Source organism: Pseudomonas sp. G166 (assembly GCF_037027455.2).
GTDB lineage: Bacteria > Pseudomonadota > Gammaproteobacteria > Pseudomonadales > Pseudomonadaceae > Aquipseudomonas.
On sequence record NZ_CP146985.1, the window covers coordinates 3,694,232 to 3,707,978 of the forward strand.

Sequence of the window (13,747 nt, forward strand, 5' to 3'; positions counted from 1 at the left end):
TCAGGGATTGAATGTTGCCCTCATGCAGTCGTCTCGCCCTTCCGGGCTGGTCGACGCGCAAGGAGAGGCATGCATGCTCGATCACCCCGTGTTTGCACTCCCGACGGCTGCGGCTCACGCCGGGGAGCTCGACCCAGGCTTTGCCACTACCGGTAAAGCCTGGGTTCATTTCGCCGATGGTGCATCGAGCCTGACCACAGGGCTGACCATCGACCATACCGGGCGGATTCTGGTGGCGGCCAGGATCGATACCCCCCACGGCAGCCGGTTCGGGCTGGCACGGCTCAATCATGACGGCTCGAGCGATCCTGGCTTCGGCACCGGCGGTTGTGTCATCGGCTCTTTTGAACAGAACTTCGAAGCGACTGCAGGCAAAGTGATTGAGTTGCCCGACGGGCATATCCTGTTGTCAGGCCTGCACTACGAAGGCCCCGACCGCACCTTTCCCGCCCTGGCGCTGTTCGATCAGCATGGCCGTGCCGTACAAAGCTTCGGCAACGCTGGGCGGCAGGTCATCCGGCTCTGCGGCAATCTCTCCCAAGGCCTGCGCGACCCGTGGTTGCCGCCCGGCGTACCGGGCCTCGAAGCCTGTGACATGCGTGTGCAAGCCGATGGCCGGATTCTCCTGCTGGCCAACCATCATTACCAATTGTCTGATCATGTCGGCGTGCTGATCCGGCTGTTGCCCGATGGCACCTTGGATACCTCGTTCAACAATCGCGGTTTTGTGATGGTCCGGCGCTTGTTGAAAAATACCTGGCTGGGCTGCCTGATACTCCAGGCCGACGGCAGCATCGTGGTGGGCGGTGCCATCGACCTGCCCCAACATGGCTTAATGGCCCGCTATGACCCCAGCGGCAAACTCGATGACAGCTTCGGCGAGAACGGATTCCTGTCCATCATGATGCAAGGGCACAGCGTCATGGTCAGCCAGATCGTCGAGCACGAAAACGGTGATTTGCAGGCATTGGGCAGCAGCCGCGACCCGATGCATTGCCTGTCCTTCAAGGTACGCCAGGACGGCACGCCAGACCGGCATTGCAACCAGGGCCAGTGTCGGCTCCTGGAGGTCGGCCGCAACGCCAGCCAATGGACCGCCGCCCAGATTCTGCCGGATGGAAAGCTGGTGACCGCTGGCGCCACCATCGGCGGTATCGAGGCTGATTTCATTGTTGCCCGGCATCTGCCGGATACCAGCCTCGATCCCGATTTTGGCCAAGGCGAAGGCTGGGTTCGCACGCGACTGGGCTATAGCCTGGACACCGCTACCTCCATCGCCGTGCAAGCTGACGGGAAAATCCTGGTGGGGGGCTACTCGCTGCATGGCCGTTATCGAGCGGTGGTGACACGGTATTGGGCCTGAGCCGGATTCCTCCAGGCTAACAGTATTCGTTCCTACGCTTGATCTTCCGCATTTCTTACGGCAAGTTGCGCGCTTCTAATTAAAAGGAGCAGCCGATGTCCGGTCCAATGGCTCAAGCGTTCGCGCATAACTTTCTTGGGCACTCACCGCGCTGGTACAAGGCGTGCATCATCACCTTCCTGATTCTCAATGCCGTGGTGCTGTGGACCCTGGGCCCGGTCGTTGCCGGTTGGATGCTGGTCGTGGAGTTCATCTTCACCCTCGCCATGGCCCTTAAATGCTACCCGCTGATGCCCGGTGGGCTGCTGCTGGTCGAGGCCCTCGTACTGGGCATGACCACCCCCAAGGCGCTGTACGACGAACTGCTGCACAACTTTCCGGTGATCCTGTTGCTGATGTTCATGGTGGCCGGGATTTACTTCATGAAGGACCTGCTGCTGTTCCTGTTCTCGCGCCTGCTTCTGGGGGTTCGCTCCAAAGCGGTGCTGTCCTTGATGTTCTGCTTTCTCTCGGCGTTCCTGTCGGCGTTCCTGGATGCCTTGACCGTCACAGCGGTCATCATCAGCGCCGCGGTGGGCTTCTATGCGGTGTATCACCGTGTGGCTTCAGGCAATGATCCGCGCCAGGACAGCAGCGTCGATGAGGACCACGACCTGCCGTCGCGCCATCATGAAGACCTCAATCAGTTTCGGGCATTTCTGCGCAGCCTGCTGATGCATGGCGCCGTAGGCACCGCGCTGGGTGGTGTGTGCACCCTGGTAGGCGAACCACAGAACCTGCTGATCGGCCATGAAATGGGTTGGCATTTCGTGGACTTTTTCGTAAAAGTCGCGCCTGTGTCGTTGCCCGTGCTGGCGGCGGGGCTGTTGACCTGCGTGGCACTGGAAAAGCTGCGCTGGTTCGGCTACGGCACGCTGTTGCCGGAAAACGTACGCACCGTACTGGCCGACTACGCCGAGCAGGACAATCGTGAACGCACTGCGCGTCAGCGGGCGGCATTGATCGTCCAAGGTATCGCCGCCCTGATTCTGATCGTGGGCCTGGCGCTGCACATTGCCGAAGTCGGCCTGATCGGCCTGATGGTCATCGTGTTGATTACCGCCTTCACGGGGATCACCGACGAGCACCGTCTCGGTAACGCGTTCAAGGACGCCATGCCCTTCACCGCACTGCTGGTGGTGTTCTTTGCCGTGGTGGCGGTCATTCATGACCAGCAACTGTTCACCCCGCTGATTCAATGGGTGCTCGCCCTGCCCGCCGATCAACAGCCAGGCATGCTGTTCATTGCCAACGGCCTGCTGTCGGCCATTAGCGACAACGTATTCGTGGCGACCATCTACATCACCGAAGTGAAGCAGGCCTTTGTCTCCGGCCACATGAGTCGTGAGCAGTTCGAGACCCTGGCGGTGGCCATCAACACCGGCACCAACCTGCCCAGCGTCGCCACGCCTAACGGCCAGGCCGCCTTCCTGTTCCTGCTGACCTCAGCGATCGCACCACTGATTCGCCTGTCCTATGGCCGGATGGTCTGGATGGCCGTGCCCTACACCGTGGTAATGGGTGGCTTGGGCTGGTATGCAGTGACGTACTGGCTGTAAACGCTCCCCCTGTGGGAACGAGCTTGCTCGCGATGACAGCGGCACATTCAGCATAGATACGGCTGAACCGGCGCTATCGCGAGCAAGCTCGCTCTCACGAAGGCTCCTGGTCGCTATCGGGGCAGGATGTACCGCTCGATCGCCAGCGCCGCACCGTCGTCGACAACGGCGGCTGTAATGACATCCGCCTGACACTTGATCGCCTCCTCCGCCTGCCCCATGGCAATCGACAGTCCCGCACGATGAAACATCGCCGGGTCATTGCCGCCATCCCCCATGGCCGCCGTCTGCTCCAGCGGCACATCCAGGAACGCCGCCAGGGTCGCCAGCGCTTGCCCCTTGTTGGCCTGCATCGCCGTCACGTCCAGGTAGATCGGCTGCGAACGCGATACTTGGGCCTGGTCCTTGAGCAGTGGATGCAACCGTGCCTCCAATTCAACCAATAGATCCGTATTGGCGCTGGTAGCGACGATTTTATCGATGCGCTCCAGGTAAGGTTCGAAGCTGTCGACCTGCACCGGCGGATAGCCCAGGCCACGGGTTTCCACTGGCACCATCGGCCCGTTGGCATCACGCACCAGCCAGTCGCCATCGGCGAATACCCACACCTCGATACCGGGCTGATCGGCGTACAACGCCAGGGTGGTCAGCGCCGCCTCGGCAGGCAAGTAATGCACGGCAAGGAAACTGCCGTCCGGATGAACCAGTGTGCCGCCATTGAACGCAGCAGTGGGCAGGTCGACGCCCAGGGCCTCGATCTGTTGCAGCATCGCCCGGGGCGGCCGCCCGGTGGCGAGACTGAACAGCACACCGGCTTCGCGCAATGCACGAACGGCCTCGATGGTGCGTTGGTTGAGACTGTGGTCAGGCAGCAGCAGCGTACCGTCCATGTCACTGAGCAAAAAGCGGATGGGGTGTTTCACCTGAATACTCATCCGAGGCTGTGCCAGACGCGACCGTCGCGTATCAGCAGATCATCGGCGGCCGACGGGCCATCTTCTCCGGCCTTGTAAGGCTGGACCGTGGCATCTTGTTGCCAGGCATCGAGGAAGGGTTGCACCACACGCCAGCCGTTTTCGATGTTGTCGGCGCGCTGGAACAACGTCTGATCGCCGGTAAGGCAATCGTAGATCAGGGTTTCGTAGCCCGTGGACGGTTGCATTTCGAAGAAATCCTTGTAAGCGAAGCCCAATTCAATATTCGCCATGTCGAGTGCCGGCCCTGGCCGTTTGGCCAACAGGTCGAACCACATGCCTTCATTGGGCTGAATCTGGATTCTCAGGTACGTAGGTTGCAGTTCGTCGACTTCGGTATCACGAAACTGCGCGTATGGCGCCGGCTTGAAGCAGATGACGATTTCCGTGTCGCGCACGCTCATGCGCTTGCCGGTGCGCAGGTAAAACGGCACGCCCACCCAACGCCAGTTATCGATCATGACCTTGAGGGCGACATAGGTTTCGGTGCTGCTGTCGGCAGCCACATTCGCTTCCTGGCGATAGCCCTTGACCGCCTTGCCAGCGACTTCACCGGCCGTGTACTGGCCCCGTATGGAGTTGGCACGCGCCTGCTCCACCGACCAGGGCCGGATGGCCCCGACCACCTTGGCTTTTTCCCCGCGTACCGCGTCTGCGCCAAATGCCGCCGGCGGCTCCATGGCCACCATCGCAAGCAACTGGAACAAGTGATTGGGCACCATGTCCCGCAGGGCGCCGGTGTGCTCATAAAAACTGCCACGGGTTTCCACACCGACGGTTTCGGCGGCAGTGATTTGCACGTGGTCGATGTAGTGGTTGTTCCAGAACGCTTCGAACAAGCTGTTGGAGAAACGGCTGACCAGAATGTTCTGCACCGTTTCCTTGCCCAGGTAATGGTCGATCCGATAGATCTGTTTTTCGCTCATGACCTTGAGCAGGCAGGCGTTCAGCGCTTCGGCGGTTTGCAGGTCGGAACCGAACGGCTTTTCGATCACCACGCGCCGGAACGCATCCTCCTGCTCCTGAAGCAGCCCGGCCGCGCCAAGGCGGCTGACCACCTCACTGAAAAAGCGCGGCGCGGTCGCCAGGTAGAAAACCGCATTGCCAGTGCCGCTGGCGGCGATTTTCGCCGCCAGCGCCTGGTAGGTGCTGTCATCGAGGAAATCACCCTGGATGTAGCTGATCCCCCTGGCCAGCTTGGCCCACAGTACCGGGTCGAGCGCACGGCTGGCATCGCCGCCCTTGCTCGCCGTTTCGTGACGGATGAAGTCCTCGAGTTTCTTGGCGAAGTCCACGTCGCTGATGGCGTTGTGATCGACGCCGACTATCCGCAGCCCATCGCCCAGCAGACCGTCACGACTGAGGTGGTAAAGCGCCGGCATCAGCAGGCGCTTGACCAGATCACCATGGGCGCCGAACAGGAACAACGTGGTCGGCGGCGCGGCTTCTGCCTTGGATTTGCTGCCGATCGAGGTCATTTTTTCGGTGTCTCCACGTGGCCGCCAAAGCCGAAGCGCATGGCCGAGAGCATCTTGTCGCCGTAGGTGCTTTGCTGGCGGGAACGGAAACGGGCGAACAACGAGCTGGACAGCACCGGGACCGGCACGGCTTGTTCAATGGCCGCCTCGATGGTCCAGCGCCCTTCCCCGCTGTCAGCGACTTCGCCGGAAAAACCGTCGAGTTGCGGATCACTGGCCAACGCATCGGCGGTCAAGTCCAGCAACCAGGAGGAGACTACGCTGCCACGCCGCCAGACTTCGGCGATATCGGCCACATTCAGGTCGAAACGCTGTTGCGCCGGCAAGCTTTCGCTGGATTTGGTCTTGAGGATGTCAAAGCCTTCGGCGAAAGCCTGCATCATTCCGTATTCGATGCCATTGTGGATCATCTTCACGAAATGCCCGGCGCCTGCCGGACCTGCGTGGATGTAACCGCGCTCGGCGCGGTCGTCGTCCGACTTGCGGTCACGGGTACGGGGGATATCACCCATGCCAGGGGCCAGGCTGTCGAACAGCGGATCCAGGCGCTTCACCACCTCGGCGTCACCGCCAATCATCATGCAGTAACCGCGCTCCAGGCCCCAGACGCCGCCAGAGGTGCCGACATCGATGTAGCCCAGGCCTTTTTCCGACAGGGCCTGGGCCCGACGAATGTCATCCTTGTAGTACGTGTTGCCGCCATCGATGATCACATCGCCCGGCTCAAGCAATTCGCTGAGGACGTTGATGGTGTCTTCGGTGGGTGCGCCCGCCGGCAGCATGACCCAGACCGCCCGCGGTTTCTCGAGGCCGGCGACCAACGCCGGCAGATCGGTAACGCCCGTGGCGCCTTCCTGGCGCAGGTTTTCGACAAAAGCGGCATTGCGGTCATAAACGACGGTGGTGTGCCCATTGAGCATCAGGCGCCGCGCAATATTGCCGCCCATGCGGCCCAGTCCAATAATCCCGAGTTGCATGTGCTGATGCTCCCTACTACAAATAAAGGTGTGTCAAAGATGAAACGCTATCGACTAGTGGAGGTTAGTCCAGAGCATTGCTGCATAGTTTCCGGGTAATTCGAGCGATCACAAGGGATAACGCTCCAGATCCGGCCGAAGACACAGCGACCATGAAAAATAAAAAAGTTCCAATCACAAGCAAAAGAAATCAGAATCGGCGCCGATAGTAGAGGTGTCGACCAAAAACTGGCGGCATCTCTATAGTTGATGTAGCCATTTGCGAGGTGAGCAATGGGCCCTGTCGTTACCGCACGTCCTCCCCAAACCCTTTACGTGACCATTCGTCGCGACGAATTACGCCTACTCAAGGAAGAACGTGATCTGCTGCTCGATGAAGTGATGCAGTTGCGCATGCAGTTGCAGCACGCACAGCTACCCCAGCAAAGCCAGACGCTGGTTCGATAACCTGCCCTAGAGGCACGGCACCAGGAAGTGATACCGGCCAATCCGGCGTCACTTCCATGCAAGCCCCGCCATGGGCTCTTGTGGCGAGGGGATTTATCCCCGCTGGACCGCGCAGCGGTCCCGGACACGTGCGCCTGGTATGCCAATCTCTGACTGTTGCCTAGCAGGGTTGCTACGCGACCCAACGGGATAAATCCCCTCGCCACAGATAAATACCCTCGCCGCAGATCCCCCTCGTCACAAATAAGTCCTTCGCCACAAGCGTATTCGCACCCAAGTCATCGATTTGTATCCGAAAAACTCACGAAGTTTTCACACCTCTACCGCAATACTCCCGGCCTTTTAGGGTTGCTCGGCGTATGCCCGCGGTCACCAACCTGGTGCCTGTGGCTTCGTCGATGAGGGCTGGAGCGCTTGATGAGCTTGTTCAAACGCAGCAAAACGACTGCGAAAGGTTTCGACTGGGCCGGGCTGGGCTGGCTTTTTCTGTTCTTCTGGTATTTCTCGGGTATTACCCAACTGCTGATTCTGCTAAGCGACACATCCGGCTTCACGGGGTTTCGCCAGGCGTTCGTGATGAGTGCGGTGTGGCTGGCGCCTATGCTGCTATTCCCCGCCCGCACGCGCGTGCTCGCTGCGTTGATCGGCGTGGTGCTGTGGGCCTGCTCCATGGCCAGCCTCGGCTACTTCTTCATATACCAACAGGAATTCTCCCAGAGCGTCATCTTCATCATGTTCGAATCGAACGTGTCCGAAGCTGGCGAGTACCTGACGCAGTATTTTGCCTGGTGGATGGTGGCGGCTTTCCTGGCCCATACCGTCGTCGGCTATTGGCTCTGGACTCGGCTGCGTCCGGTGTTCCTGCCCCGAGGCCAGGCCTGGGTGGCAGCCGTCGTGATTGTGGGGGCCGTGGTCGGGTACCCGCTGGTCAAGCAAACCCTGCGTACCGGCGATTTCGCCGGTGGCCTGGAGAAGTTCGAAGATCGCATCGAGCCCGCCGTGCCGTGGCAAATGCTGGTGGCTTATCGTCGCTATGGTGAGCAGCTGGAGAACATGCAAGGCATGTTGCACAGCGCCAGCAAGATCAAGCCCCTGAGCAACCTCAAGGACGCCATGGCTGACCAGCCGGCAACACTGGTGCTGGTGATCGGCGAGTCCACCAACCGCCAGCGCATGAGCCTTTATGGCTACCCGCGGGAAACCACACCGGAGCTGGACAAGCTCAAGGACCAGCTGTCGGTTTTCGACAACGTCATCACACCGCGCCCCTATACCATCGAAGCGCTGCAACAGGTGCTGACGTTCGCTGACGAAGAGAACCCGGATCTGTACCTGAGCACGCCATCGCTGGTGAGCATGATGAAGCAGGCCGGCTACAAGACCTTCTGGATCACCAACCAGCAGACCATGACCAAGCGCAACACCATGCTCACGACCTTCTCCCAACAGGCCGATGAGCAGGTGTACCTGAACAACAACCGCAACCAGAACGCCGCGCAATACGATGGCGACGTGATCGAACCGTTCAACAAAGCCTTGGCCGACAGCGCACCGCGCAAGCTGATCGTGGTGCACCTGCTCGGTACTCATATGAGTTACCAGTATCGTTATCCGCCGACCTTCAACAAGTTCACCGACCGCCAAGGCGTGCCCGCTGGCGTGAGTGACGATCAGGTGCCGACCTACAACAGTTACGATAATGCGGTGCTGTACAACGACTTTGTGGTGTCCAGCCTGATCAAGGACTACGCCAAGACCGACCCTAATGGCTTCCTGCTGTACCTGTCGGACCACGGTGAAGACGTGTTCGACTCACTGGGCCATAACACCTTGGGCCGCAACGAAGCCAAGCCGACCGCGCCGATGTACACCATTCCGTTCATGGCCTGGGCCTCGCCGAAGTGGCGCGAAAGCCATGACTGGAACCTTGCCGGTGACCTGTCACGGCCCTACAGCAGCTCCCATCTGATCCACACCTGGGCAGACCTGGCTGGCTTGAGTTTTGATGAGCTGGACCACAGCAAGAGCCTGGTCAGCGCGGACTTCAAGGCTCGCCCGCTGTTGATCGGCAACCCTTACGAAAGCCAGCACAAGGGCTTGATCGACTTCAGCCTGATGAAGCCCAAGGCGCCGGTGGCTGAGGTTGTGCAGAAATAACTGCTCCTACAGGTAATGCTTTTCGCTTAGGGAAAACGGCGCTTCTCTGTATAGGGCAAGCGTCGTTTTTTTTGGATTGTGTTATGGGCTTGCTTTTAAAGGGGCTTTATCCAAAACAACATACGCCCGTGGGCTGGGTCGAACATGCCAGCGGAAAAACCAAATTTGGCGTAACTGCCCTGGGCCACGGCATTCCCCTCAAGCACCTCCAGAGTGATTTTGCAGCAACCGCGCTGGCGGGCAATGTCCTCGACTTTCTGCAACATCTTCTGGCTCAGCCCGAGCCCGCGAAAATCCTTCATTACCGCCACATCGTGGATATTGACCAGCGGCCGGCAGGCAAAGGTGGAAAAACCTTCGAAGCAGTTGACCAGCCCCGCCGGTTCGCCGTTGACGAAAGCCAGCACGCTGAACGCATGGGGGCGCTTGGCCAGTTCCTCGGGCAGGTGCAGCAGCACCTCGGCGGGCAGCGAGTGGCCACCCCCCATTGGATCCTCTGCATAGCCATTGAGCACGTGGCAGATTGCTTCGGCATGAACCGGGTTGGTGTAGCTGGCTTGCAGTACAAGAATGTCCTTGGCTTCTTCCATGACCTTCCATCTCACTTCGGTAGTACCGACGGCTCGAGGTCGTCGGCGGGATATAGGTCAGGCGGGCTGACCAAAACGTTGCAATTGCATTTCCTGGAGGCGACTGAGGGTACGGCGAAACGGGAATTGCAGATAGCCCTCGGTATACAGCTGATCCATCGCCACCTGGGCCGAAAGGTACAGCGGCACCTTGCGGTCATAGCACTCGTCGACCAGCGCGATGAAACGCCGTACACCATCGTCATGCACCGACAATTGTGGCAGTTCGCGATCACCGGCCACCACTCGCTCGACACCGTCTTCCGTGCCACGAGCAATGCGCCCTTCGCGCTGTTCGGCGCTCAGGCAGGGTACGTCACTGAGCAGGATGACCTTGAAACGGTCGCACAGGGCCATGAAATCCACGGCCGAAAACGGTTGCTCACATAGGTCCGGGTAACGGCTCCAGAGCGCCGTTTCACTGGCCTGGACCGGTTCAAGCAGACGATGACCGACATTGATCGGCTCGCTGCTCAGTGTCTGCCCTGCCGTCAGTTGGCCAAAGACATCACCCAACGGTTCGGGTTGCCCAGGTTCGCGCAGCCAGTAGCGCTGCTGCAACTGGCCCGGATGCTGGCGATGGTCTTGCCATCCGTTGACCGGCACGACTTGCATGTGCTGCTTGATCGCAGTGATGGTCGGCATGAACCGTTCACGGTTGTGGCCGTTGGCGTAGAGCTCCTCCGGCGGCAGGTTGGACGTGCTCACCACCACCATGCCCTGTTCGAACATCACTTGGAACAGCCGGCCAAGGATGATGGCATCGCCGATGTCACTGACAAACAATTCGTCGAAACACAGCACCCGCACTTCTGCACTCAACTCCCGGGCCAGGGCTTGTAAAGGGTCCGGTGTGCCAGTGAGCTGGAACGAGCGCTGATGCACCCAGGCCATGAAGTGGTGGAAGTGCTGACGGCGGGCTGGCACCTTGAGGCTTTCATAGAAGCGATCCATCAGCCAGGTCTTGCCGCGCCCGACCGGGCCCCAAAGATAAACGCCCTTGATCGACCTGCGGCCCTCGTGCACCGCCTTGTGGCATTGCTCCAAGGCCATGATGGCCAACTCCTGGGCTTCGTCCTGGACAAAACCGTGGTGTTTGATGGCATGCTGCCAGGCACTCAAGGGGGAGTCGAAAGTCATACGGCCCAGGTCCGGGAAATGAAGGTGGGGAGTATGCCACGACGGACGACCTGGGGAACCCTGCACAGAGCCCCTGCGGCGAGGGGATCCAGCGAAACCAAATCCCCTCGCCACAACAGTGTTCACATAACCGGGTGCAGAACGCTAGATCGAGATATCCAGCCGACTGATCTTGCCTTGCTCATCGAGGCGGAAGGTATAGCGCAGCTCCAGCGGGCTGCCGGGAAAGGTGCCTGAGATCAGGTTATGCACCAGCACCTTGCCGGTTCGTTGCTGCACATTGAGCACTTGCACCTTGGGCTGGTAGCGCCGCGCGGCGTCTTCCATCCATTGGGCGATGGCCTGGGTACCGGCCCGGTGCTGGCCTTCATCGAATACGTTGGCATCCTCGGCGAAGAAACGCGTCACCGCCGAACTGTCACGGGCATTGGCGGCCGCGATGTAGCCGGCGATGGCCGGGGCCAGGGAAGAGACGGGATTGGACATGGTGGGGCTCCTTGTTTTATCGATCTGGCGCCATGCTAGAACAGCCCTGTGTCAGTTTTTGTCAGGAGTGAAGCGGCCGTTTTCATCCAGCTCCATCAGCTTGAACCAGGCACGCAACCAGTCACTGCGCCTGCCGGGATAACGCTCGCCCTGTTCGGTGGCCGAGGCGATGCGGTCGGTGCGAAAGGTCCGATAGGCGCCGCGCAATTCGCACCAGGCCACCACTACCCGCGCCTCATTGAAAAAGCCCAGGGCCAGCGGCCAGATCAAGCGCTGGCTCGGGGTTTTGTTCACATCGGCGTAATCGATGTGTAACTTGGCCTGCGTGCGGATGGCCTGGCGATAGACATTCAGCTCCACCGTATTCTGCGGATAGCCACAGCCAGGCGGCCCGGGCAGCACCGTGGGATTGCGCAAGGCGTCCCGCACGTCAGGGGCCAGCACCGCCGCGACTTTGGCCAATGCATCGGCGGCGGCCTTGCCCAACACGTCGTCACCACGCTGATCGACGTAGCGCAAGCCCAGCACAATGGCCTCGATTTCATCGGCAGTGAACATCAAGGGTGGCAGGAACAAGCCGCTGCGCAACACATAACCAATGCCCGCTTCCCCCTGGATCGGCGCACCGAGGGCCGAGAGTTCGGCGATGTCACGATAGAGCGTACGCTCGGAGACTTTCAGCTCGGCCGCCAAGGTCGCGGCGGTGACCGGGCAGCGTTTGCCCCGCAAGACTTGCAGCAGAGTGAGCAGCCGAGTGGTACGCGACACGATGGCGATCCGGAAGGAAAAAGTTGACGCAGATTAGCAGAGGCTGGTGTCAGAAACTGTCAGGAGCACTTTGCTATAGAGTGCATAACTGGGTGAAGCCCGCTTTCTGTGGCGAGGCAGCTTGCTCCCGCTTGGTTGTAGAGCAATCGCAAAAGCCAGGGGCTGCTGCGCAGCCCAGCGGGACCAACTCCCTCGCCACAAAATCTCCCTCGCCATAGGGGTTTGCGGTTGCCTTGAGGCGTGGTGGTATCGTGCCCATCAGTGTTCCGAGTTTTTCTCCATCTCTTGAGAGTTTATCCATGCGCAGAATCCTCGGCTTGTCCCTTTTCCTGATGTTGCTCAGCTTGAGCGCCTGCGCCCTCTTCCCGCACCGGGATCCGTTGAACATCAACGTGGTCGGCATCGAACCATTGCCCAGCCAGGAGCTGGAGATGCGCTTTGCCGTCAAGCTGCGCTTGCAGAACCCCAACGAAACCGCCATCGACTACAACGGCGTGGCCCTGGACCTGGAGGTCAACGGGCGTACCTTGGCATCGGGTGTCAGCGACCAGAGCGGTACCATTGCGCGCTTTTCCGAAGCGGTGCTGAGCGTGCCGGTGAGCATTTCGGCGTTTTCCGTGCTGCGTCAGACCCTGGGCCTGAGCCAGACCCAAAGCCTGAATAACCTGCCCTATGTGCTCAAGGGCAAGCTCGCCGGCGGCGTGTTCGGCACCATGCGTTTCGTCGACCGCGGCACCCTGGACTTGCCAGGCTCCGCGGCCACCTGGTGATCAAGCGGTAAATCGCACGCCGGGCTTGGCGCGCTCATCCACCACCAGCTCGAACACGTCCGGCCTGGCATAGTGCCCGACCACGTCATAGTCGTAGCGCGCCCGCACCAGTTCATCGGTATCGATTTCGGCGGTCAATAGCCCGGCCGTGTCTTTCAGCGGCCCAGCCAGTACATCGCCCATGGGCCCGACAATCACACTGCCACCGGCAATCAACGGTCGCTCGGCCGGCCAATGGGCAACGTCGATGCCCAGCGCCTGTGGCGAGGCCTGGACCTGACAGGCGCTGACCACAAAACAACGGCCCTCATGGGCGATGTGACGCATGGTCACCTGCCACATCTCCCGCTCATCCACCGTCGGCGCACACCACACCTCGACGCCTTTGGCGTACATCGCGGTGCGCAGCAACGGCATCATGTTTTCCCAACATACCGCAGCACCCACGCGCCCGACCTGGCTGTCGATCACCGGCAAGGTCGAACCGTCGCCCTTGCCCCAGATCAGCCGCTCAGTGCCGGTGGGCATCAGCTTGCGATGCTTGGCCACCAGGCCGGCCTCGGGCTCGAAGTACAGCGCCGTGCAGTACAAGGTGCTGCCGGCCCGCTCGATAACGCCCAACACCAAGCTAGCCCCGGTGCGCGCCGATAGCCCGGCCAACGCCTCGGTTTCAGCACCGGGTACGTCGATGGCATTGGCAAAATACCGGGCAAACGCCTCGCGCCCCTCCGGCAGCCGGTAACCCAGTTGAGTCCCGAACCCCTCGCCCTTGGGATAGCCACCCAACAAGGCTTCGGGCATCACCACCAAACGGGCGCCAGCCTGGCGGATGGCGTCTTCATAGGAAAGGATCTGCGCCAGGGTCTCGTCCTTGCCGCCGGGCAACGAACCGATCTGCAGGGCAGCGACAATGGTTTTTGGCATGGTGTTCGACTCCTTGATAATCAGGTGTTGCTGATT

The 13,747-nt window shown here is 60.4% G+C and carries 13 protein-coding genes; 5 read left to right on the forward strand and 8 right to left on the reverse strand.

Annotated elements, in window-relative coordinates; genetic code table 11:
• The first annotated feature begins 73 nt into the window (after nt 1–73).
• Together SGN16_RS15940 and nhaB are read left to right on the forward strand one after the other, a co-directional pair.
• Nucleotides 74–1,363 (forward strand): delta-60 repeat domain-containing protein, encoded by a 1,290-nt coding sequence (locus SGN16_RS15940; protein WP_210638986.1) that lies wholly within the window; start codon nt 74–76, stop codon nt 1,361–1,363.
• 95 nt (nt 1,364–1,458) lie between these two features.
• The gene (gene nhaB / locus SGN16_RS15945; protein WP_335945211.1) at nt 1,459–2,961 is read left to right on the forward strand and encodes a sodium/proton antiporter NhaB; all 1,503 of its coding nucleotides are present in this window, start codon (nt 1,459–1,461) and stop codon (nt 2,959–2,961) included.
• 113 nt (nt 2,962–3,074) lie between these two features.
• Here the strand turns inward: nhaB and SGN16_RS15950 are convergent, their stop codons facing one another.
• From SGN16_RS15950 to gnd, 3 genes are read right to left on the reverse strand one after another with little or no spacing between them, the layout of a single operon-like run.
• Nucleotides 3,075–3,896, reverse strand: coding sequence for an HAD family hydrolase (locus SGN16_RS15950; RefSeq protein ID WP_210638988.1), 822 nt, complete (start codon nt 3,894–3,896; stop codon nt 3,075–3,077).
• Nucleotides 3,893–5,413: a glucose-6-phosphate dehydrogenase gene (gene zwf, locus SGN16_RS15955; RefSeq protein WP_210638989.1), complete on the reverse strand. Its 1,521-nt coding sequence runs from the start codon at nt 5,411–5,413 to the stop codon at nt 3,893–3,895. Before zwf ends, SGN16_RS15950 begins: the two co-directional genes overlap by 4 nt.
• Nucleotides 5,410–6,414, reverse strand: coding sequence for a phosphogluconate dehydrogenase (NAD(+)-dependent, decarboxylating) (gene gnd / locus SGN16_RS15960; RefSeq protein ID WP_335945251.1), 1,005 nt, complete (start codon nt 6,412–6,414; stop codon nt 5,410–5,412). The genes zwf and gnd overlap by 4 nt, the downstream gene beginning before the upstream one ends.
• Before the next feature lie 249 nt (nt 6,415–6,663).
• Between gnd and SGN16_RS15965 the strand changes: the two genes are divergently transcribed.
• Together SGN16_RS15965 and SGN16_RS15970 are read left to right on the forward strand one after the other, a co-directional pair.
• Entirely contained in the window at nt 6,664–6,837 is a 174-nt protein-coding gene (locus tag SGN16_RS15965) for a DUF6026 family protein (RefSeq protein ID WP_210638991.1), read from the forward strand.
• A gap of 417 nt (nt 6,838–7,254) precedes the next feature.
• On the forward strand, nt 7,255–8,994 hold the full coding sequence (locus tag SGN16_RS15970; RefSeq protein WP_335945210.1) for a phosphoethanolamine transferase CptA: 1,740 nt from the start codon (nt 7,255–7,257) through the stop codon (nt 8,992–8,994).
• A gap of 95 nt (nt 8,995–9,089) precedes the next feature.
• Here SGN16_RS15970 and SGN16_RS15975 read toward each other — a convergent pair whose 3' ends face one another.
• The 4 genes from SGN16_RS15975 to SGN16_RS15990 all read right to left on the reverse strand — a co-directional run bounded on the left by SGN16_RS15975 (nt 9,090) and on the right by SGN16_RS15990 (nt 12,017).
• Nucleotides 9,090–9,584, reverse strand: a complete 495-nt coding sequence (locus SGN16_RS15975) for a GNAT family N-acetyltransferase (RefSeq protein ID WP_210638993.1) — start codon at nt 9,582–9,584, stop codon at nt 9,090–9,092.
• Nucleotides 9,585–9,641: 57 nt separating this feature from the next.
• Nucleotides 9,642–10,763 carry a cell division protein ZapE gene (gene zapE, locus SGN16_RS15980; protein WP_335945209.1) on the reverse strand — a complete coding sequence of 374 codons (1,122 nt, stop codon included), beginning with the start codon at nt 10,761–10,763 and terminating at the stop codon, nt 9,642–9,644.
• A gap of 144 nt (nt 10,764–10,907) precedes the next feature.
• Nucleotides 10,908–11,249, reverse strand: a complete 342-nt coding sequence (locus SGN16_RS15985; protein WP_210638995.1) for a nuclear transport factor 2 family protein — start codon at nt 11,247–11,249, stop codon at nt 10,908–10,910.
• A 51-nt stretch (nt 11,250–11,300) separates the two neighbouring features.
• Nucleotides 11,301–12,017 (reverse strand): YafY family protein, encoded by a 717-nt coding sequence (locus SGN16_RS15990; RefSeq protein WP_210638996.1) that lies wholly within the window; start codon nt 12,015–12,017, stop codon nt 11,301–11,303.
• 299 nt (nt 12,018–12,316) lie between these two features.
• Here SGN16_RS15990 and SGN16_RS15995 point away from each other — a divergent pair, with 299 nt between their 5' ends.
• Complete coding sequence (locus SGN16_RS15995; RefSeq protein ID WP_210638997.1) at nt 12,317–12,787, forward strand: LEA type 2 family protein; 471 nt, start codon at nt 12,317–12,319, stop codon at nt 12,785–12,787.
• On the opposite strand, the gene SGN16_RS16000 is transcribed toward SGN16_RS15995, so the two are convergent.
• The gene (locus SGN16_RS16000) at nt 12,788–13,711 is read right to left on the reverse strand and encodes a carbon-nitrogen hydrolase family protein (protein ID WP_210638998.1); all 924 of its coding nucleotides are present in this window, start codon (nt 13,709–13,711) and stop codon (nt 12,788–12,790) included. It abuts the gene before it with no gap.
• Between the last annotated feature and the right edge of the window lie 36 nt (nt 13,712–13,747).

What these genes read in the sequence shown, in the direction of transcription:
- nhaB (WP_335945211.1), top strand. Translation starts at nt 1,459, where the DNA reads ATGTCCGGTCCAATGGCTCAAGCGTTCGCGCATAACTTTCTTGGGCAC.
- SGN16_RS15950 (WP_210638988.1), bottom strand. Translation starts at nt 3,896, where the DNA reads ATGAGTATTCAGGTGAAACACCCCATCCGCTTTTTGCTCAGTGACATG.
- SGN16_RS15965 (WP_210638991.1), top strand. Translation starts at nt 6,664, where the DNA reads ATGGGCCCTGTCGTTACCGCACGTCCTCCCCAAACCCTTTACGTGACC.
- SGN16_RS15940 (WP_210638986.1), top strand. Translation starts at nt 74, where the DNA reads ATGCTCGATCACCCCGTGTTTGCACTCCCGACGGCTGCGGCTCACGCC.
- SGN16_RS16000 (WP_210638998.1), bottom strand. Translation starts at nt 13,711, where the DNA reads ATGCCAAAAACCATTGTCGCTGCCCTGCAGATCGGTTCGTTGCCCGGC.
- SGN16_RS15975 (WP_210638993.1), bottom strand. Translation starts at nt 9,584, where the DNA reads ATGGAAGAAGCCAAGGACATTCTTGTACTGCAAGCCAGCTACACCAAC.
- SGN16_RS15995 (WP_210638997.1), top strand. Translation starts at nt 12,317, where the DNA reads ATGCGCAGAATCCTCGGCTTGTCCCTTTTCCTGATGTTGCTCAGCTTG.
- zapE (WP_335945209.1), bottom strand. Translation starts at nt 10,763, where the DNA reads ATGACTTTCGACTCCCCCTTGAGTGCCTGGCAGCATGCCATCAAACAC.
- SGN16_RS15985 (WP_210638995.1), bottom strand. Translation starts at nt 11,249, where the DNA reads ATGTCCAATCCCGTCTCTTCCCTGGCCCCGGCCATCGCCGGCTACATC.
- SGN16_RS15970 (WP_335945210.1), top strand. Translation starts at nt 7,255, where the DNA reads ATGAGCTTGTTCAAACGCAGCAAAACGACTGCGAAAGGTTTCGACTGG.
- zwf (WP_210638989.1), bottom strand. Translation starts at nt 5,413, where the DNA reads ATGACCTCGATCGGCAGCAAATCCAAGGCAGAAGCCGCGCCGCCGACC.